The sequence below is a fragment of the Flavobacterium nackdongense genome (assembly GCF_004355225.1).
In the GTDB taxonomy this organism is placed as follows: domain Bacteria; phylum Bacteroidota; class Bacteroidia; order Flavobacteriales; family Flavobacteriaceae; genus Flavobacterium; species Flavobacterium nackdongense.
In genome coordinates, this window is sequence record NZ_CP037933.1 from 2,198,844 (window position 1) to 2,217,295 (window position 18,452).

15 protein-coding genes and 1 tRNA gene are annotated in these 18,452 nt (G+C 36.5%); 9 read left to right on the forward strand and 7 right to left on the reverse strand.

Annotation, left to right across the window (positions count from 1 at the left end; genetic code table 11):
• Window positions 1-174: 174 nt before the first annotated feature.
• The 5 genes from E1750_RS09380 to dnaE form a co-directional block, all read right to left on the reverse strand.
• A tRNA-Asp gene (locus tag E1750_RS09380) sits at window positions 175-248 on the reverse strand.
• 86 nt (window positions 249-334) lie between these two features.
• Entirely contained in the window at window positions 335-1,273 is a 939-nt protein-coding gene (locus E1750_RS09385) for a DUF58 domain-containing protein (protein WP_133276526.1), read from the reverse strand.
• Between the two features lie 100 nt (window positions 1,274-1,373).
• Window positions 1,374-1,691: a thioredoxin gene (trxA, locus tag E1750_RS09390; protein WP_133276527.1), complete on the reverse strand. Its 318-nt coding sequence runs from the start codon at window positions 1,689-1,691 to the stop codon at window positions 1,374-1,376.
• Between the two features lie 436 nt (window positions 1,692-2,127).
• A complete protein-coding gene (locus E1750_RS09395; RefSeq protein ID WP_133276528.1) occupies window positions 2,128-3,579 on the reverse strand; it encodes an ATP-binding protein in 1,452 nt (483 codons plus the stop codon).
• A gap of 161 nt (window positions 3,580-3,740) precedes the next feature.
• Window positions 3,741-8,321 (reverse strand): DNA polymerase III subunit alpha, encoded by a 4,581-nt coding sequence (dnaE, locus tag E1750_RS09400; RefSeq protein ID WP_133278115.1) that lies wholly within the window; start codon window positions 8,319-8,321, stop codon window positions 3,741-3,743.
• 665 nt (window positions 8,322-8,986) lie between these two features.
• On the opposite strand from dnaE, the gene leuC reads away from it, so the two are divergent.
• The 5 genes from leuC to leuB all read left to right on the forward strand — a co-directional run bounded on the left by leuC (window position 8,987) and on the right by leuB (window position 14,287).
• Entirely contained in the window at window positions 8,987-10,381 is a 1,395-nt protein-coding gene (gene leuC / locus E1750_RS09405; protein WP_133276529.1) for a 3-isopropylmalate dehydratase large subunit, read from the forward strand.
• A gap of 170 nt (window positions 10,382-10,551) precedes the next feature.
• Window positions 10,552-11,148 carry a 3-isopropylmalate dehydratase small subunit gene (gene leuD / locus E1750_RS09410; protein WP_133276530.1) on the forward strand — a complete coding sequence of 199 codons (597 nt, stop codon included), beginning with the start codon at window positions 10,552-10,554 and terminating at the stop codon, window positions 11,146-11,148.
• A gap of 108 nt (window positions 11,149-11,256) precedes the next feature.
• Window positions 11,257-11,559: an antibiotic biosynthesis monooxygenase family protein gene (locus tag E1750_RS09415; RefSeq protein WP_133276531.1), complete on the forward strand. Its 303-nt coding sequence runs from the start codon at window positions 11,257-11,259 to the stop codon at window positions 11,557-11,559.
• Window positions 11,560-11,600: 41 nt separating this feature from the next.
• Complete coding sequence (locus E1750_RS09420; RefSeq protein WP_133276532.1) at window positions 11,601-13,136, forward strand: alpha-isopropylmalate synthase regulatory domain-containing protein; 1,536 nt, start codon at window positions 11,601-11,603, stop codon at window positions 13,134-13,136.
• A gap of 89 nt (window positions 13,137-13,225) precedes the next feature.
• Window positions 13,226-14,287, forward strand: a complete 1,062-nt coding sequence (gene leuB / locus E1750_RS09425; protein WP_133276533.1) for a 3-isopropylmalate dehydrogenase — start codon at window positions 13,226-13,228, stop codon at window positions 14,285-14,287.
• A 111-nt stretch (window positions 14,288-14,398) separates the two neighbouring features.
• On the opposite strand, the gene E1750_RS09430 is transcribed toward leuB, so the two are convergent.
• Window positions 14,399-14,740: an RNA recognition motif domain-containing protein gene (locus E1750_RS09430; protein ID WP_133276534.1), complete on the reverse strand. Its 342-nt coding sequence runs from the start codon at window positions 14,738-14,740 to the stop codon at window positions 14,399-14,401.
• A 91-nt stretch (window positions 14,741-14,831) separates the two neighbouring features.
• Complete coding sequence (locus E1750_RS09435; RefSeq protein WP_133276535.1) at window positions 14,832-15,338, reverse strand: DUF6252 family protein; 507 nt, start codon at window positions 15,336-15,338, stop codon at window positions 14,832-14,834.
• Window positions 15,339-15,592: 254 nt separating this feature from the next.
• Here E1750_RS09435 and E1750_RS09440 point away from each other — a divergent pair, with 254 nt between their 5' ends.
• From E1750_RS09440 to E1750_RS09455, 4 genes are all read left to right on the forward strand, one after another.
• On the forward strand, window positions 15,593-16,174 hold the full coding sequence (locus E1750_RS09440) for a 30S ribosomal protein S16 (RefSeq protein WP_133276536.1): 582 nt from the start codon (window positions 15,593-15,595) through the stop codon (window positions 16,172-16,174).
• 15 nt (window positions 16,175-16,189) lie between these two features.
• The gene (gene rimM / locus E1750_RS09445; protein ID WP_133276537.1) at window positions 16,190-16,714 is read left to right on the forward strand and encodes a ribosome maturation factor RimM; all 525 of its coding nucleotides are present in this window, start codon (window positions 16,190-16,192) and stop codon (window positions 16,712-16,714) included.
• 101 nt (window positions 16,715-16,815) lie between these two features.
• The gene (locus E1750_RS09450) at window positions 16,816-17,529 is read left to right on the forward strand and encodes a tRNA1(Val) (adenine(37)-N6)-methyltransferase (protein WP_133276538.1); all 714 of its coding nucleotides are present in this window, start codon (window positions 16,816-16,818) and stop codon (window positions 17,527-17,529) included.
• A 218-nt stretch (window positions 17,530-17,747) separates the two neighbouring features.
• On the forward strand, window positions 17,748-18,416 hold the full coding sequence (locus E1750_RS09455) for a hypothetical protein (protein WP_133276539.1): 669 nt from the start codon (window positions 17,748-17,750) through the stop codon (window positions 18,414-18,416).
• Window positions 18,417-18,452: the final 36 nt, after the last annotated feature.

Genomic DNA, 18,452 nt, shown 5'->3' on the forward strand with positions numbered 1-18,452 from the left:
CAAGAAAACTCCATAAATCAAAAAAGCTCCCCACAAAGTGGACAGCTTTTCATTGGTCTAACTACTAAACCGTGCTACGAGTTACAAAGTCGTAGCGAAAACAACACAACTATTTTAGATGCTTTTATGGGGCAAAAAAGCGATTCATCTCTGAATCGCTTCTCCCCAATTTAGCGGTCTGGACGGGACTCGAACCCGCGACCCCATGCGTGACAGGCATGTATTCTAACCAACTGAACTACCAAACCTCTGCTTTATTGCGGTTGCAAATATACTATAGATTTTTGTTTCTACAAGTGTTTATTCAAAAAACATTTGATATTTTTTTGCCGTTTTATCCAAAGTTTTGTTTTTCAACCAAATATGTGGTCAATATTTTATCAAAACTATCGGCAACACCTACCGGAACGTACTTAATTTTGTTCTGGGAACAGGTCAAAGCCAATTTTTTGAAGTAATTATGGACTCCTTTTTCATATTCTTCCTTCACATTATCGGCAAAAATGTTTACCTCATCTCCTGTTTCAAGGTCAATAAACTTTCTTGGCGCGTTATCAAAATCGAAATTCAACTCGGTTTTATTGTCGATGACGTGAAATAAAACTACTTTGTGTTTGTTGTGTTTCAAATGTTGCAAGGCAGTAAATAAGGCTTCTTCATTGCCTCCTGAAGCTTCGGGATGAAACATATCGGTAAAAAGAATAATCATCGAGCGCCGATGAATTTTTTCGGCTATTTGATGCAAAAAGGTAATGGTATCTGTTCTTTTTTGAACTTTGGGTCGCTCTAGTAAATTTTCAAGCGCATTCAATATCATTCGATGATGGCGATCGCTACCCTTTTCTGGCGAATAATATTCATAGGAATCTGAAAACACACTTAAACCAATAGCATCGCGCTGTTTCTTTAGAATATTCATCAAAACTGCCGAAGCCAAAACCGAAAAACCTATCTTATTTTGGTAAAATAGTTCTTTGTTGTCCAATTTTGGATAATGCATCGACGAGGAATTATCGATAATAATATGACACCGCAAATTAGTATCTTCCTCAAATTTTTTGGTGTAGAGTCTATCGGTTTTAGCAAACAATTTCCAGTCGATATGTTTGGTACTTTCGCCCACATTATACACTTTATGCTCTGCAAATTCAGCCGAAAAACCATGAAAAGGACTTTTGTGCATCCCCGAAATAAAGCCTTCCACAATTTGATTCGCCAACATTTCAAGATGCTGGAAACTGGAAATTTTTTCTATTTGGGATTCGATCTTCATATACCAAATGTATTAAAAGATTGAATGATTAAAAAATTTAAGACTATAAAAAAAGGCTTGACTTTCGTCAAACCTATCTTTAAGAATAATGATCTTTAGTTTACAACAAAGCGTCTAAACTGTCTGCATATGTTTGTTTAGGAGCAACTCCAACTTGTTTTCCTACTACTTCTCCATTATGAAAAACCAACACAGTTGGAATGTTTCTCACGCCATATTTGGCAGCGAATTCTTGATTTGCATCAACATCTACTTTACCTACGACTACTTTACCTTCATATTCTTCGCCAAGTTGATCAATGATTGGGCCAACCATTCTACAAGGTCCACACCAAGCTGCCCAAAAATCTACCATAACTGGTTTGTCTGATTTCAACACTACTTCTTCAAAAGTAGCATCTGTAATTGCTAATGCCATATTTTTATTTTTTAAAATTTGATTTTCTGTACTGCAAAGATACGGAAACATTTGAGTTGGCTACCCAAACTTGCATTGCATTTGCCTATTTATAAATTGGTTTAATTTATCCATTTAGTTGTCTAAAAAATCGAAAACCAGCCCGCGCGCGCTGTTCAAATGTGAAGCGTGGCTGGTCTTATTGGTGCAGAAATAATTAAAATAATACAACTTTTGTTAATTTTTTATTGCCTTTTATTCCTATATTATAGCATTTTTTCTATAATTTGCAGCAGCAATTTTAACGTTGTACAATCTGCACTTGCAGAGGTTGCCAGTAGTGGCACGGGGCGTTAAAGATTGCTTTTTTTGTTTATAAATCCATCTATTCTGAATTTATTGATTTTTAACTCAAACTTTTTTTGGAATAATAGTTTCATTTTTTGTCGAATAATTCTTAAGCCCAAAAAGGAATGTATCTTTTATACTTTCTTGAATTGCTTGACGGATCATCATCTTTAATCAATCCTTCATTTAAAGTCTCTTTAATTATTCGTGAGGCAATAGCTGAATTCTGTTCTTCTATTTGAAAACGCTCTCTTAAGCTTTGGTTTGTCATTATGTCATTCGAAACATATCGCAAACAAGCATGTTGGTAACAAGCTCTTACTTTATCTTTCTTGTCTAAATTATTAAGGTCTTTATAGCTAAACATCGTAACTCTTGTCCGCTTTTCAGAAATAATAAAATCAACAGCTGGCAATTGGTACATTTCATTATAAAAAATCACTTTATCAATCCCACTTCCTTTTTCTTCACACATACCAAATCTTCGCAATACATCAGCTAATCTTTCATTTCTTGATATATATTCATCAATAAATCGTTGTGGTGTTATTAATGGAAGTCCTGGATTTGAAATTTCAATTCTATCGGAAAATATCTCTATCATTGGAAACCCTTTTTCACTAAAGTCTTGATGAATAATAGCATTTGCCACAAGTTCCCTTATTGCGATTTCAGGATACATTCTAGATTCACTTCGTAAAGCTCTACCTATTTCCTCATTTGCTGGAAGTTGACCGTTAATCCAATCGATTAACCCTTCAAAACCTACTGCATACCCTCGTTTTCCTATTTGTTCTCTAACCGTATCAATCTTGTTGCTTCCTTTGTAAACAATAACGCGAACGGCTTTTCTGCCTACTTCTTCAAATTCGTCTAGATTTTTAGCTAATAAAATTGCTCCTAATTTTGTTATGTCATACAGCTCTTTGTTCCTTTTTATAAATTTCTCAGAAACAAATTTTTCAATAACTGCTTCTTGATTGTTAGGATAAGGCAGTTTTAATAAATCAAAATAAGTTGGTGTGTTAAGCAAATTAATAACTTCGCTGGAAGTTAGCTTTTGCTTTATTAGTATTTCTTCTAAAGGTTTAACAGGCTCTTTTCTCCATATTTTAGCTTCTTTTTCTGGAAACTCATTTAGGTTTCTTGTATAACTTGATATCCTTATATAGGACTTATGAAGAAAACTTATAGGTCTATTTACCGAACTTGGAATAATTAGTAATGAGATATTTATATCCTTTGTGTATTCAAAATAGTGGGTTCTAAAATCAATTTTAGGTTCTAGCCTATTTATTAACCAACTTTCAATATCTTCTTTGCCTTTTTTAGCTGTTTTAATATTAAAAGTTGTTCCTATTATTTTATGTGTTTTATCTTCTATTCCATACACAAGATAACCAAATGGTTGATTATGCAAACAAGCTCCGTTAGCTAATGCAGCTATTCGTTCTCCTATTTCTTCTGCTGAATGATAGTTATATTTAAATTCAACCCATTCACTCTCTCTAGGTTGTTTTACCAAATCATTTACTATATTTATTAACTTTTCTTCCTCCATAATCAAATAACCGTCAAATAAACTTTCCTTTATTTATAAGGGGTTCGTGTAAATATATTGCTTCTTTATCAAATAACCATCAAATAAGATTTGTAAGTCTTCAAACTAATTTGAACTTTTGCTAAGAGAGTATTTCTTTTAATAATTCAAAAGTAAGTATTTTAATTCAACTTAAAATTAAGTTGCAACTTCTCTAATTCGAATAAAAGTTCATTCGAAATCTTTACTTTCAATTTGCGGCTGGGCATCGAAATCCGAGTAATCACTTTGGTTTCCTCTGCTGCCGATTCAACCGAAGCAGTAGGCTCGCCCATATCCATTTCCTCTTCTTCAGAAAAATCGTCTGCAAAAATTACGGCCTCATCCGGAATTTCATCTTCGAACAAGTCTGTGTTTGTGCTTTCTTCTAATTTTGGAACATTGACCAACATTTCGCCCGGTTTCCTTGCGGATTCGAGCTCTATAACATCAAATGTGACTGCATTATTCCCCTTATTGGCCTGAAAAACGGCACTCATTTTAGCTATCAATTCTGGATTCAAGTCTTTGACATCCAAAAAAACACTGACTCTTTTGGCAAAATTTTCGAACACATCCTGCAGCATTTTAAATTCAGAAAACTGAATCTTAGGCTCCCCTTTTTTTCCAGTTTCTTTATCTGGCCAACCTTCTTTAATTAATACTTTTATATAGGTAAAACTATTGGGAATTAAATAATGACGGTATTTCATATACTCTTCTCCAAAAATTTTGAACTCGTAACTTTCGTCGTACCCTTCGAGATTAAAAATAGCCCAGCCCTTGCCATTCTTGGCAATTCGGTGTTGAACATTACTAATTATTCCGCCAAAAGTTAAATTCTTGTTCACAAATTGGTTCAAATCTTTGAGCGACTCCAGCCTAGAATTGCAAAAATATTTCATCTCATATTTGAAATCATCCAAGGGATGTCCTGAAATATAAATCCCGACCACTTCTTTTTCTTTGGCGAGTTTTTCCATGGTACTCCAATCTTCACATGGAGGCACAACAGGTTCGGCAATTTGCACATCGCTGCTTTCGCCAAACAAACTCACCTGCGATGAATTTTCGTTTTCCTGAAACTTCGCTCCATAGCGAATGGCCTTTTCATAAAACGTAATTCCATCGCCGTCATCGTGGAAGTATTGTGCTCGAGTCACCCCGGTAAAGGAATCAAAACCACCAGCCAAAGCTAGATTTTCTAATGCTTTTTTATTCGCCGCACGCAAATCGATACGTTTGGTCAAATCAAAAATCGATTTGTATTTTGTGGTTTTTCTGTTCTCGACAATGGTCGCCACGGCTCCAGAACCCACTCCTTTTACCGCTCCCATCCCGAAACGAACGGCATAATCGTCATTTACTGTGAATTTATAATAGGATTCGTTTACATCAGGCCCCAAAACCTTCAATCCCATTCGCTTACATTCCTCCATAAAAAAGGAGACTTGCTTGATATCACTCATATTATTCGACAAAACTGCTGCCATATATTCGGCTGGATAATTCGCTTTCAAATAAGCCGTTTGGTAGGCAATCCAAGCATAACAAGTAGAATGCGATTTGTTGAACGCATATTCCGCAAAGGCTTTCCAGTCGTTCCAAATTTTTTCTAATTTGTCTTTGGCGTGTCCTTTTGCCATCGCTTGCGAGATGAATTTGGGTTCCATTTTCGCCAACACATCAATCATCTTTTTCCCCATTGCTTTACGCAAAACGTCAGCATCACCTTTGGAGAAATCTGCCAATTTTTGGGACAAAAGCATTACCTGTTCTTGGTAAACGGTGATTCCATAGGTATCTTTTAATAATTCTTCGCAATCGTCCAAGTCATATTCTATAGGCTCTTCGCCATTTTTCCGTTTAATAAAACTCGGAATATACGCAATTGGTCCCGGGCGATACAGCGCATTCATCGCAATCAAATCAGGAAAAACCGTAGGCTTCAATTCCTTCATATATTTTTGCATTCCTGGGCTTTCATATTGGAAAATCCCCACCGTTTCACCCCGTTGAAAAAGCTCGTAGGTTTTGGCATCATCAATCGGAAATTCGTCTGGATTCAGATCAATATTGCTTCTGTATTTGACCAGTTTTACAGTGTCTTTAATCAATGTTAGGGTTTTCAGACCCAAGAAGTCCATCTTCAACAAACCCGCACTTTCTACCACCGAGTTATCAAATTGTGTGACAAATAAATCCGAATCTTTGGCGGTTGCCACTGGCACAAAATCGGTTATATCACTAGGCGTAATAATCACCCCACAAGCGTGAATTCCAGTATTTCTAAGGTTTCCCTCTAAAACTTTGGCTTGCTGAATGGTTTCTCCACCTAAATCGTCTTCATTGGCCAGACCAATTAATTCCTTTATTTTTTCAAATTCCTCAGGCCGAACTGTCTTCTTGATTAACTCTTCTTTTTCGTTCAAAAAACGAGCTAAATTCCATTTGGACGGCATCATCCCCGGAATTAATTTGGCTATTTTATCTGCTTCGAATAAAGGCAAATCCAACACACGAGCCGTATCGCGAATTGCCGATTTGGTGGCCATTTTACCGTAAGTGATAATCTGCGCTACTTGTTTTTGACCGTATTTTCGAATCACATAATCCATTACGCTGCTACGTCCTTCGTCATCAAAATCGATATCAATATCGGGAAGTGAAACCCTGTCCGGATTCAAGAATCTTTCGAAAAGCAGATTGTACATCAACGGGTCGATATTGGTGATTTTCAAACAATAGGCCACCACCGAACCTGCGGCAGAACCCCGACCAGGACCTACAGAAACCCCCATTTTTCGAGCCTCGGCGATAAAGTCTTGCACAATCAAGAAATAACCCGGATAACCTGAGTTGGCAATAGTCATCAATTCGAAATCCAATCGTTCCTGAATTTCTGGAGTAATTTCCTTGTACCTTAGCTTTGCACCTTCAAAAGTAAGGTGTTTCAAATAGGCATTTTCGCCTCGAACTCCACCATCGATGGCATCTTCGGGAACATTAAATTCTGCTGGAATCTCAAACTTTGGAAGCAAAACTTCACGAGCCAAGTTGTAAATTTCAATTTTTTCGACAATTTCGGAAATATTCAAAATCGCTTCCGGCAAATCATTGAAAAGTTGCTTCATTTCCTCGCCTGACTTGAAATAATATTCCTGATTGGGCAAGCCAAAACGATAGCCTCGTCCACGACCTATTGGCGTAGATTGTTTTTCGCCTTCTTTTACACACAATAAAATATCGTGCGCATTGGCATTATCTTTCTCTATATAAAAAGTATTATTGGTTGCCACAATTTTGACCCCGTGCTTTCTTGCCAATGAAATTAAGGCTTCATTTACACGATTTTCGTCTTCCTGATTGTGACGCATTACTTCAATATAAAAATCGTCGCCAAATTCTTGTTTCCACCACAGCAAGGCTTCTTCGGCTTGGTTTTCGCCCAAATTCAAAATCTTACTAGGAATTTCACCATAGAGATTTCCCGACAGAACAATGATGTCTTCTTTGTATTGTTGAATGACTTTTCGGTCTATTCTGGGCACATAGTAAAAACCTTCGGTGTGCGCAATGGAGGACATTTTAGCCAAATTATGATAGCCTTTTTTATTCTTTGCCAAGAGCACAATTTGATAGCCATTATCTTTGACGGACTTATTTTTATGGTCTTCGCAAACAAAAAATTCACAACCCACAATAGGCTTCATTGGAACTTCGGTTGGTTCTTCGCCTTTTTCTACGGCTTCCTTATTTTTAGTTTCGGCCGCTTTATTATGATATAAAATATCACGAACAAAGTGAAAAGCCCCCATCAAATTGGCGTGATCGGTCATTGCCACTGCAGGCATTTTCTGTTGTGAAGCCGCTTTGACTAAGGCAGCAACACTAATGGTCGATTGCAAAACCGAAAACTGAGTATGGTTGTGTAAATGCACAAAATCAGTGTCGATTAAACTTTGTCTGTTATCCGAAAGTTCCTGTTTCGAAATGGTTGCCGTTTGCTTACCCCCTAATTGCTGACGAATTTTATCGGATGCTTCCTTTAGATTAATGTGCTGCAATCCGATAAGTTGAATTTCTCTGGGATTTTTTAATTGAAAATCCTCGAAATATTCCTGTTCAACTTCTAGTTCCTGCTTGGTAAAAACTTCGGTACGAATCAATTCGAAAAAGCAACGCGTGGTTGCCTCGACATCGGCAGTAGCATTGTGTGCTTCTGCAAAAGGTTTGTTGAAAAGATATTGGTGTAATTCTGTTAATGTTGGTAGTTTGAATTTTCCACCACGACCTCCTGGCAATTTCAATAAGGAGGCGGTCACCTCGGTACAAGTGTCCAGAATTGGCATCGAACTCATTGGACTTTCGACACCCAATCTATAAAATTCGCAACCCATAATATTGACATCAAAACCTAGATTTTGACCCACAATAAATTTGGCTTTCGATAAAGCAATATTGAATTTTTCTAAAACTTCGGCTAATGGAACACCTTCGGCTTGCGCCAATTCAGTCGAAATACCGTGAATTCTTTCGGCATCATAAGGAATATTAAATCCCTCAGGCTTGACCAAAAAGTCCTGATGTTCGATGACTCTACCCATATCATCGTGTAACTGCCAAGCAATTTGAATACATCTTGGCCAGTTGTCTGTATCAGAAATAGGTGCGGTGTATTTTTTAGGTAAACCTGTAGTTTCGGTATCGAATATTAAGTACATAAGCCTCACCCCAGCCCTCACCAAAGGAGAGGGAGCCAAAACTTGAAAAGTTTTTGACTGGTTTTTTTAACTGGTTATAAACGTTTTAAAATTAATAGTGAATTCAAATAATGAAATTCAAATTTAGATTTTTTTAGACGAAAACCTTTTGGAAGTTATTAACAAAAGACAAAACCTAAAAATGATATAATTCATTAAAATCTAGTACTTGGATGTCGTAGTATTTTATCAAAAAAAACGATTCTTTCTCTACTAAAAAAAGCGATTTTAGGAGTCATTTTTTCAAATAAAAACCTAGAAAAGCAACTTTATCAAACAATTGAATAAAACCAATCACAGCCTAATGATTGTAGATTATGAATCATATTTTACTTGTCAATAAATATTTTTCAACAAAAACAGCTATTTTAAATATAATTTTGATAAAATCGCAAACCTAAAAATCAGTAGAATTCGAACCTACCGTAAAGACTGGACTAAAAATTAAAGTCGAAATAAAAGTAGCCCAGTGCAACCCAATCTAAAAAATAGACACTGGATGCTGTCGTAAAACCATTTTGGGCATCGTATATAAATAAATTATACACATTGACCACTACTATTCTTTTATTAAATTTGCTCCCATTGTTTTAAAAAACCAGAAACACATTTAAAAAATAGTTAAAATGAGTACTACATTATTCGACAAAGTATGGGATTCGCACGTGGTGCGTCAAATTGAAGATGGACCGGACGTGTTCTTTATCGACCGTCATTTCATTCACGAAGTTACGAGTCCTGTTGCTTTTTTAGGCTTGAAAGAAAGAGGAATTTCGGTTTTATACCCAGAACGCACTTTTGCAACAGCCGATCACAACACACCAACTATAAACCAACACTTGCCGGTTGAAGACGCTTTGTCTGCCAATCAGTTGAAGGCTTTGGAAGAAAACTCTGCAGAATATGGCATTAGCCACTGGGGTTTAGGAAATCAAAAAAATGGAATTGTGCACGTGGTAGGTCCTGAAAACGGAATTACTTTGCCGGGTGCCACCATTGTTTGTGGCGATTCACACACTTCTACTCACGGCGCTTTCGGAGCAATTGCATTCGGAATTGGAACTTCTGAGGTAGAAATGGTGCTTTCTACGCAATGTATTATGCAGCCAAAACCTAAAAAAATGCGCATCAACGTAAACGGTGAACTTCAATTGGGAGTGACTCCGAAAGACGTGGCGCTTTATATCATTTCGAAATTATCAACTTCTGGTGCTACAGGATATTTTGTAGAGTATGCTGGAGGTGTTTTCGAAAATATGACAATGGAAGGTCGTATGACGGTTTGTAATTTGACTATCGAAATGGGTGCTCGCGGCGGAATGATCGCCCCTGACCAAACCACTTTCGATTATTTGGAAGGTCGTTTATATGCGCCAAAAGGAGAAGCTTGGGACAAAGCAGTTGCCTATTGGAAAACATTGAAAACCGATGCCGATGCTACTTTCGACGAAGAAATTACTTTCTCCGCTGCAGATATTGAGCCAATGATTACTTACGGAACCAATCCTGGTATGGGATTAGGCATTTCTAAAAGTATTCCGGGAGCAAAAGATGTTGCCGAAGGCGAAGAAACTTATGTAAAATCTTTGGCTTATATGGGTTACAATCAAGGTGAAGCGATGATTGGAAAACCAATTGATTACGTATTCTTGGGAAGTTGTACCAACGGCCGAATTGAAGATTTTAGAGCTTTTGCCTCGATTGTAAAAGGAAGACAAAAAGCGGCAAACGTAACCGCTTGGTTGGTTCCAGGTTCACACGTGGTCGAAGCACAAATCAAAGAAGAAGGAATTCTCGATATTTTAAACCAAGCCGGTTTTGTATTGCGTCAGCCGGGATGTTCGGCTTGTTTAGCGATGAATGATGATAAAGTTCCTGCCGGAAAATATGCGGTAAGTACCTCCAACAGAAACTTTGAAGGTCGTCAAGGTCCAGGTGCAAGAACTTTATTGGCAAGTCCGTATATGGCTGCTGCCGCTGCTGTTACAGGCGTTTTGACCGATCCAAGAGAGCTTATTTAAAAGATTTCAGAATGTAGATTAACGATTTTTGATTTCAGATTTCACCCAATTTACATATTTATAAACATAATTTTACAAAATACATTTTACAAATTTTTTAGCGATTAAAGATTTATTTTCAATAAGGAAAATCAAAAATCAAAAATCGTTAATCAAAAATCACAAATCAAATGGCTTACGATAAATTTAATATACTTACAAGTACCGCAGTTCCACTTTCTATAGAAAATGTAGATACGGATCAAATTATTCCTGCTCGTTTTTTGAAAGCGACAGAACGTGTTGGTTTTGGCGACAACCTTTTCCGTGACTGGAGATACAATAATGACGGTTCTCCAAAAACTGATTTCGTTTTAAATAACCCAACTTATAGCGGAAAAATCCTTGTTGGCGGAAAGAACTTTGGTTCTGGTTCTTCGAGAGAACACGCGGCTTGGGCGGTTTACGATTACGGATTTAGAGCGGTAGTTTCTAGCTTTTTTGCTGATATTTTCAGAAATAACTGTTTGAATATTGGCGTTTTGCCAGTTCAGGTAAGCGTTGAATTTGCAGACAAAATCTTCAAAGCAATTGAAGCTGATCCAACAACAGAATTAGAAATCAACCTTCCTGAACAAACTATTACTCTTAAAAGTACTGGCGAAAAAGAATCTTTTGACATCAACGGTTACAAAAAGAACAATATGCTCAACGGTTTTGATGATATCGATTATTTGCAAAATATCAAAAAAGAGATTGTGGAATTTGCAGACCAATTGCCTTATTAATTGAAATTGTAAAAATTTAACCATTAAAAGATTAAAGTTCATTTAGACAAAAACTTAATTTTCTTAATCTCTTAATGGTTTACAAAAACATAAGGAATACATTAAATTATGATTCTAGAAGTAGCGACCCTTTTGGTAAAAAAAGGAGAGGAAAAACAATTTGAAAAAGATTTTGAGATTGCCAGTCAATTTATAAGTTCAATTCAAGGATATTATGGACATAGTTTACGAAAGTGCATCGAACAAGAAAACAAATACATTTTACTAGTTGATTGGGAAAAACTAGAAGACCACACAATTGGTTTTAGACAATCCGGCCACTATTTAGAATGGAAAAAATTACTCCATCATTATTACGATCCGTTTCCGATAGTGGAACATTTTGAAATGATTTTAGAGAATAAAAAATAACAAATAAGTTTTCATTACCGATTGCTTAGCATCACATTACAATGGAAAGAAGAACAATTGAAATAATGGACACGACGCTTCGTGACGGGGAACAAACCTCGGGAGTATCGTTTTCAGCAGCAGAGAAATTAACCATAGCGCAACTTTTGCTGGAAGAATTAAATGTGGACAGAATCGAAATTGCCTCGGCTCGAGTAAGCGAAGGCGAATTTCAAGGCGTAAAAGGCATTATGTCTTGGGCTGAATCTAAAGGATATGCCCATCGCGTTGAAGTTTTAACCTTTGTCGATGGCGGACTTTCGATAGATTGGATGAAAAAATCAGGAGCAAAAGTTCAAAACTTATTGACCAAAGGTTCCTTAAACCATTTGACTTATCAATTAAAGAAAACGCCGGAACAACATTTTGCCGAAATTGCTCAAACCATAGCATCAGCCAAAGAAAACAACATTGAAACCAATGTTTATTTAGAGGATTGGAGTAACGGAATGCGCGATTCTCCTGACTATGTTTTTCAATATTTGGATTTTTTAACACAGCAACCGGTCAAAAGAATCTTGTTGCCTGATACCTTAGGCGTACTTATTCCATCAGAAGTTTTTGCTTTTATTTCAAAAATCATCCCGAAATACCCAAATATTCATTTTGATTTCCACGCTCATAACGACTACGATGTTAGTGTTGCCAATTCGATTGAAGCCGTAAAAGCAGGTATTCACGGACTGCACGTAACGGTAAACGGAATGGGAGAACGAGCTGGAAATGCGCCTCTTGAAAGCACCGTTGCCGTGATCAATGATTTTATGCCCGAGGTAAAAATCAGGGTAAAAGAATCGTCTTTGTACTCGGTGAGTAAATTGGTTGAGACTTTTACGGGTTACAGAATCCCTGCCAACAAACCTATTGTAGGCGACAATGTTTTTACTCAAACTGCCGGTATTCACGCCGATGGCGACAATAAAAACAATCTGTATTTCAATGATTTGCTTCCAGAGCGTTTTGGTAGAAAAAGAAAATATGCTTTGGGAAAAACTTCAGGCAAAGCCAATATCGAAAAAAATCTTCAGGAATTAGGATTACAACTCAATCAAGAAGATTTGAAATTGGTTACCCAACGTATCATTGAATTAGGCGACAAAAAAGAAACAGTTACCAAAGAAGATTTGCCTTACATCATCTCCGATGTTTTAGACAGTCAAACCTACGAAGATAAAATCGTTATTGAGTCTTATGTGTTAGTTCACTCCAAAGGAATGCGACCTTCAACCACACTATGTTTGAAAATTGACGGCGAAATTATTGAAGAAAATGCCCAAGGGGACGGACAATTTGATGCTTTTATGAATGCTTTGACCAAAATATATAAAAGTAAAAAGATGACTTTGCCTAAACTAATCGATTATGCCGTTCGAATTCCACCCGGAAGCAGTTCGGATGCGCTTTGCGAAACGATTATCACTTGGACCAATGGCATAAAAGAATTCAAGACCCGAGGATTGGATTCCGACCAAACTGTAGCTGCCATTAAAGCAACCCAAAAAATGTTGAACATAGATGGAGTAAATTCAAAAAATTAAATTCCACTCGAGAACAAAGTGCCAATTGACGAAGTAATTTCCGAACTGTTTTGGAATAAAAAATAAATAATAATTATACTATCAAAATAATGAAATTAAACATTGCCCTTTTAGCCGGAGACGGAATCGGACCAGAAGTTGTAAATGAAGCTGTAAAAGTTTCAGATGCTATTGCTAAAAAATTCAACCACGAGATCAGTTGGACACCTGCATTGACAGGAGCTTGTGCCATAGATGCCGTTGGAGTTCCTTATCCTGACGAAACGCACGACATCTGTATGAAAGCTGATGCCGTTTTGTTTGGCGCTATCGGACATCCAAAATACGACAACGATCCAAGTGCTCCTGTTAGACCAGAGCAAGGTTTGTTGTTGATGCGCAAAAAATTAGGTTTGTTTGCCAATGTGCGTCCCACCTTTACGTTCCCGTCTTTGATTGACAATTCTCCATTAAAAAGAGAACGAATCGAAGGAACAGATTTGGTTTTCTTAAGAGAATTAACCGGAGGGATTTATTTTGGTGAAAAAGGAAGAAAAGACGGTGGAGAAACAGCTTTCGACAACTGTGTTTACACCAGAGCCGAAGTACAACGTTTAGCAAAAAAAGGTTTCGAATTAGCTATGACACGTTCTAAAAAATTGTGTTGTGTAGATAAAGCCAACGTTTTAGAAACCTCACGTTTGTGGAGAGAAACCGTGCAAGCGATGGAAAAAGATTATCCAGAAGTGACCGTTTCTTATGAATTTGTTGATGCTGTTGCTATGCGATTGGTGCAATGGCCAAACTCTTATGACGTATTAATTACTGAAAATTTATTTGGAGATATTTTGACTGACGAAGCCTCCGTTATTTCAGGTTCTATGGGATTGATGCCATCAGCTTCTGTGGGAGAACACACTTCATTGTACGAACCCATTCACGGATCGTATCCACAGGCGACAGGATTGAATATTGCTAATCCATTGGCGACTGTTTTATCAGCAGCGATGATGTTTGAAGACGCTTTCGGATTGAAAGCCGAAGCCGAAGCCATTAGAGCGGTTGTCAACAAATCATTAGAACAAGGAGTTGTCACCGAAGATTTAGTAGCTAACGGCGCCAAATCCTATTCGACTAGTGAAGTTGGCGATTGGTTGGTGGCCAATTTATAAATAGAATTTATCTGTAGAGACGTTGCATCGCAACGTCTCTATCATCATAAAACAAAACAAAAAAGGTGTCAATTTTCATTGACACCTTTTTTTTATGATTGAAAAAAAATATTAATATCTTCCTCCTCTATCGCCACCACCGCGATTGTTTCCATAACCTCCGCGTGAATCTCCACCACGGTTGTTATTATAACTTCTTCTTTCGCCTTCTGGTTTTGGCTCAGACTTATTCACAACAATAGTACGACCTTGTACAGTCGCTCCATTCAACTCATCGATAGCTTTTTGAGCTTCTTCGTCGCTTGGCATTTCAACAAAACCGAATCCTTTACTTCTTCCAGTAAATTTATCAGTAATAATTTTTACAGTATCAACTGCACCGTAAGCCTCGAAAGACTCTCTTAAATCTGCTTCCTCAATACTGAACGGAAGGCTTCCAACAAAAATATTCATAAGTACTTATTTAGTATATTGTGGCAAATGTAGTCTTATTTTTTACTAATCTACTATACATTAGCTTATTTATGCTTTTTTTATTTAAAAATCAAGGAATTGCGGGGGCTGTTATCAGAGTTGCATCCGAGCCAATTAGCGGTATTTTATAAAAATGACCGTACTGAAAATTCAAAAAAGGTCCAGCGAGTGGATTGTTATCAACATTCTCCGCATTAAATTTAAAAGTCCCCGAAACTGTTTTATTTACAGCATCAAATTCTTCAATTTCGACTTCGCCTTCGCCAATTCCCGCTCCAGTCGAAAAAGTAACTGTTCCACTAGCATCTTTCAAAACGTAAGAAGCTGTATTAAGAGAGCCAGTTCCCAAAAAATAGGTTCCAACGTTTGCAGAAGTCGTTTTCAAGGTGACCACTTCATTTCTGGTATAGGCCTCAATCTTTAAGGCACCGCCAACACCAATAGAAGCTTTAGTATCAACAGCTCTCCAAAAAACATTGTCTTTCTGTCCTTCAAAAGCAGGATTATTGAACTTTACTTCGTCAGTACAAGAAACAGAAGCAAGGATTAGAAATAAATATAGAAACTGTTTTTTCATTTGAAGATACTATTTTTTTTATTTGAAAATGGAATTCGCTAAGCGCAATTCATAATTTTTGCACCATTTATCAAAACAAAAGTATAGTATTTTAAATTATAAATCGAAAGTGAACAGAAAATTTAGCTGAAAAATCGACATAATACATTACTATTCATTAAAATACAAATTGAATTAGTATTTATTGATAAAAAGTGTATCTTTGCACCCTTAATTAATCGAGGTCGAGTACCTCAAAATTTAATCATTAGATTATGTCAGTAAAAATTAGATTACAAAGACACGGTAAAAAACAAAAACCGTTTTACTGGGTTGTAGCAGCAGATGCTCGCTCAAAAAGAGATGGTAAATACCTAGAAAAAATTGGTACTTACAATCCAAACACAAACCCTGCAACTATCGAATTGAACTTGGATAGCGCAGTAAAATGGTTGCACAATGGTGCTCAACCAACTGATACCGCAAAAGCAATTCTTTCGTACAAAGGAGCTTTATTGAAACACCACCTTGATGGAGGTATTCGTAAAGGAGCTTTGACTCAAGAACAAGCTGATGCAAAATTAGCGGCTTGGTTAGAAGCAAAAGCTGGAAAAGTGGATGCTAAAAAAGACGGTTTAACTAAAGCGCAAGCTGATGCTAAAGCCAAAGCTTTCAAAGCAGAACAAGAAGTAAACGCAAAACGTTTAGCTGCTGCTGCACAAGCAGAAGCAGATGCTATTGCTGCTGCAACTCCTGCTGTTGAAGAAGAAGTTGCTGAAGTTGAAGCTGCTACTGAAGAAGTAACAGAAGAAGCTCCTGCTGCTGAAGAAGCAACTGAAGAAACACCAGAAGCATAATTTTAGTAGGCGAAAATGCGTAAAGAAGATTGTTTCTATTTAGGCAAAATCGCCAAAAAATTTAGTTTCAAAGGGGAAGTCCTAGCCTATTTAGACACAGACGAACCGGAGTTATACGAAAACTTGGAATCAGTGTTTGTTGAATGCAACAAACACTTGGTTCCTTTTTTTATTGAAACTAGCTCGCTACACAAAAACGATTTTCTCCGAATTCGTTTCGAAGATGTAAACACCGAAGAAGAAGCCGATGCTCTTCTTGGAAATGATTTATATCTTCCCCTTAAAATGTTGCCCAAACTTACCGGCAACAAATTCTATTTCCACGAAGTAATTGGTTTTGAAGTCGAAGACAAGCGTTTGGGATTTGTTGGTGAAATTCAATCCATCAACGACACTACGGCTCAACCGCTATTTGAAGTTTTAAAAGACGGAAAAGAAATCCTGATTCCGATGATTGACCATTTCTTGGTAAAAATTGACCGAGAAAACAAAAAAGTCATTATGGATTTACCGGAAGGATTAATCGAGATGTATATTTAATATTTTTTTTGAACCATTAAGAAAATCAAGGTTCATTAAGTTTTTTTCTTAATTCCCTTAATTTTCTTAATGGTTTAATTTTTGAAAAATCTGAAATCTTTATGTCCAAATTCCAATTCAAACAATTCTCTCTTGAACAAGACCGAACAGCAATGAAAATTGGCACCGATGGCGTTCTTCTTGGTGCTTGGACTCCTCTTGAAAACAATCCTTTCAGCATTTTAGACATTGGAACAGGAACTGGAATCATTGCTTTGATGTTGGCGCAAAGAAGTTCGGCAGAACAAATCGATGCTTTAGAAATTGACGAAGAAGCCTACGAAGAAGCAACCGATAATTTTGAAAATTCCCCTTGGAATGACCGTTTGTTTTGTTTTCACGCTGGCTTGGACGAATTTGTCGAAGAACCCGAAGACGAGTACGATTTAATCGTTTCCAATCCTCCTTTTTATAGCGAAGATTACAAATCCAGTAACGACCAACGCGATTTGGCGCGTTTTCAAGATGCAATGCCTTTCGAAGATTTGATTGAAGCTGCCGCTTTATTACTTTCTGAAAACGGGATTTTCTCCGTTATTATTCCTTTCAAAGAAGAGTCCACTTTCTTGACTTTAGCCAAAGGACAGGAATTGTTTCCCATAAAAATTACTCGCGTAAAAGGAACGCCCACTTCCGAAATCAAACGCAGTCTTTTGGCTTTTGGCCGAAATGAAATTACCAACTTCCCTATTGATGAATTAATCATCGAAACTTCTCGACACATTTACACTCCAGAATACATCGCCTTGACAAAGGATTTTTATTTGAAGATGTAATGCTACCCTTTGAATAATTTCTCGACAATTTTAATTTATTTAATAGATAATTTCTTAAATTTGGTTTGAATAGCAACAAGCTTTAGAAAAGCCATTACCTAAGAACTATGAAAAAAATTCTAATCCTTTTTTTAATTCTAATAACTTCTTATTCTTATAGCCAAGACACTTTTAGCTTTCAGAGTAAAGTCCATCCAGAGAAAACTTATTCATTGCAAATGGATATTTCTTCAATTAACGAAACAACCGTAAACAACAAAACAACCAAAAGTCAAAGTATATCAAGGATTACAAGAGTTACTAGTACTAAAAAAGCAAATAAAAGCGGTCTGTTTCCTGCAACAATGAAGTTTGGAGAAGTAATTGTTTCTGGAGATGGAAAAGAAGGATTAAGTCCATTATCTAAAACAATAATTATTGGTTTACTTTCTGAGGATAATAAATTTAATATTGATACTATAATTAATCCAAACCTGAACGAGCCAACAAAAAATGCAGTAAAATCTGCTTTTAAAGATTTAAAGCCAGATATTGATTTTCCAAAAAATCCGCTTAAAATTGGAGATAGTTTTGAACATAAAATACCAATGAATATCCCAGTCAATGGAGAACAAGTTAAAGTATTAATAACCAAAGTGTTCACATTGAAAAGTGTTATAAATAATTACGCTGAATTTACAGTAAACGAAATTATTTCTTTGAATATGGAAAGTCTGAATATAACAGCAAGTGGAGAGGGAAATGGAGTTGTAGAATTCAATATATCCGAAAATCAAATAGTCAAAGACAAATCTCATTTTACAATCAGTATAACCATAAAAAAAGACAATATTTATGTGAAAGGATTTGTAACATCAGATTCTGAAAAGATTACAAGAATACAATAAAGCTAGTCGCTCAATGCACGCTTCAAATAAAAACAT

Excerpts from the sequence above, each read along its gene's own strand:
- E1750_RS09385 (WP_133276526.1), bottom strand. The coding sequence starts at position 1,273 with ATGAAGATCGAATCCCAAATAGAAAAAATTTCCAGTTTCCAGCATCTT.
- trxA (WP_133276527.1), bottom strand. The coding sequence starts at position 1,691 with ATGGCATTAGCAATTACAGATGCTACTTTTGAAGAAGTAGTGTTGAAA.
- E1750_RS09395 (WP_133276528.1), bottom strand. The coding sequence starts at position 3,579 with ATGGAGGAAGAAAAGTTAATAAATATAGTAAATGATTTGGTAAAACAA.
- dnaE (WP_133278115.1), bottom strand. The coding sequence starts at position 8,321 with ATGTACTTAATATTCGATACCGAAACTACAGGTTTACCTAAAAAATAC.
- leuC (WP_133276529.1), top strand. The coding sequence starts at position 8,987 with ATGAGTACTACATTATTCGACAAAGTATGGGATTCGCACGTGGTGCGT.
- leuD (WP_133276530.1), top strand. The coding sequence starts at position 10,552 with ATGGCTTACGATAAATTTAATATACTTACAAGTACCGCAGTTCCACTT.
- E1750_RS09415 (WP_133276531.1), top strand. The coding sequence starts at position 11,257 with ATGATTCTAGAAGTAGCGACCCTTTTGGTAAAAAAAGGAGAGGAAAAA.
- E1750_RS09420 (WP_133276532.1), top strand. The coding sequence starts at position 11,601 with ATGGAAAGAAGAACAATTGAAATAATGGACACGACGCTTCGTGACGGG.
- leuB (WP_133276533.1), top strand. The coding sequence starts at position 13,226 with ATGAAATTAAACATTGCCCTTTTAGCCGGAGACGGAATCGGACCAGAA.
- E1750_RS09430 (WP_133276534.1), bottom strand. The coding sequence starts at position 14,740 with ATGAATATTTTTGTTGGAAGCCTTCCGTTCAGTATTGAGGAAGCAGAT.
- E1750_RS09435 (WP_133276535.1), bottom strand. The coding sequence starts at position 15,338 with ATGAAAAAACAGTTTCTATATTTATTTCTAATCCTTGCTTCTGTTTCT.
- E1750_RS09440 (WP_133276536.1), top strand. The coding sequence starts at position 15,593 with ATGTCAGTAAAAATTAGATTACAAAGACACGGTAAAAAACAAAAACCG.
- rimM (WP_133276537.1), top strand. The coding sequence starts at position 16,190 with ATGCGTAAAGAAGATTGTTTCTATTTAGGCAAAATCGCCAAAAAATTT.
- E1750_RS09450 (WP_133276538.1), top strand. The coding sequence starts at position 16,816 with ATGTCCAAATTCCAATTCAAACAATTCTCTCTTGAACAAGACCGAACA.
- E1750_RS09455 (WP_133276539.1), top strand. The coding sequence starts at position 17,748 with ATGGATATTTCTTCAATTAACGAAACAACCGTAAACAACAAAACAACC.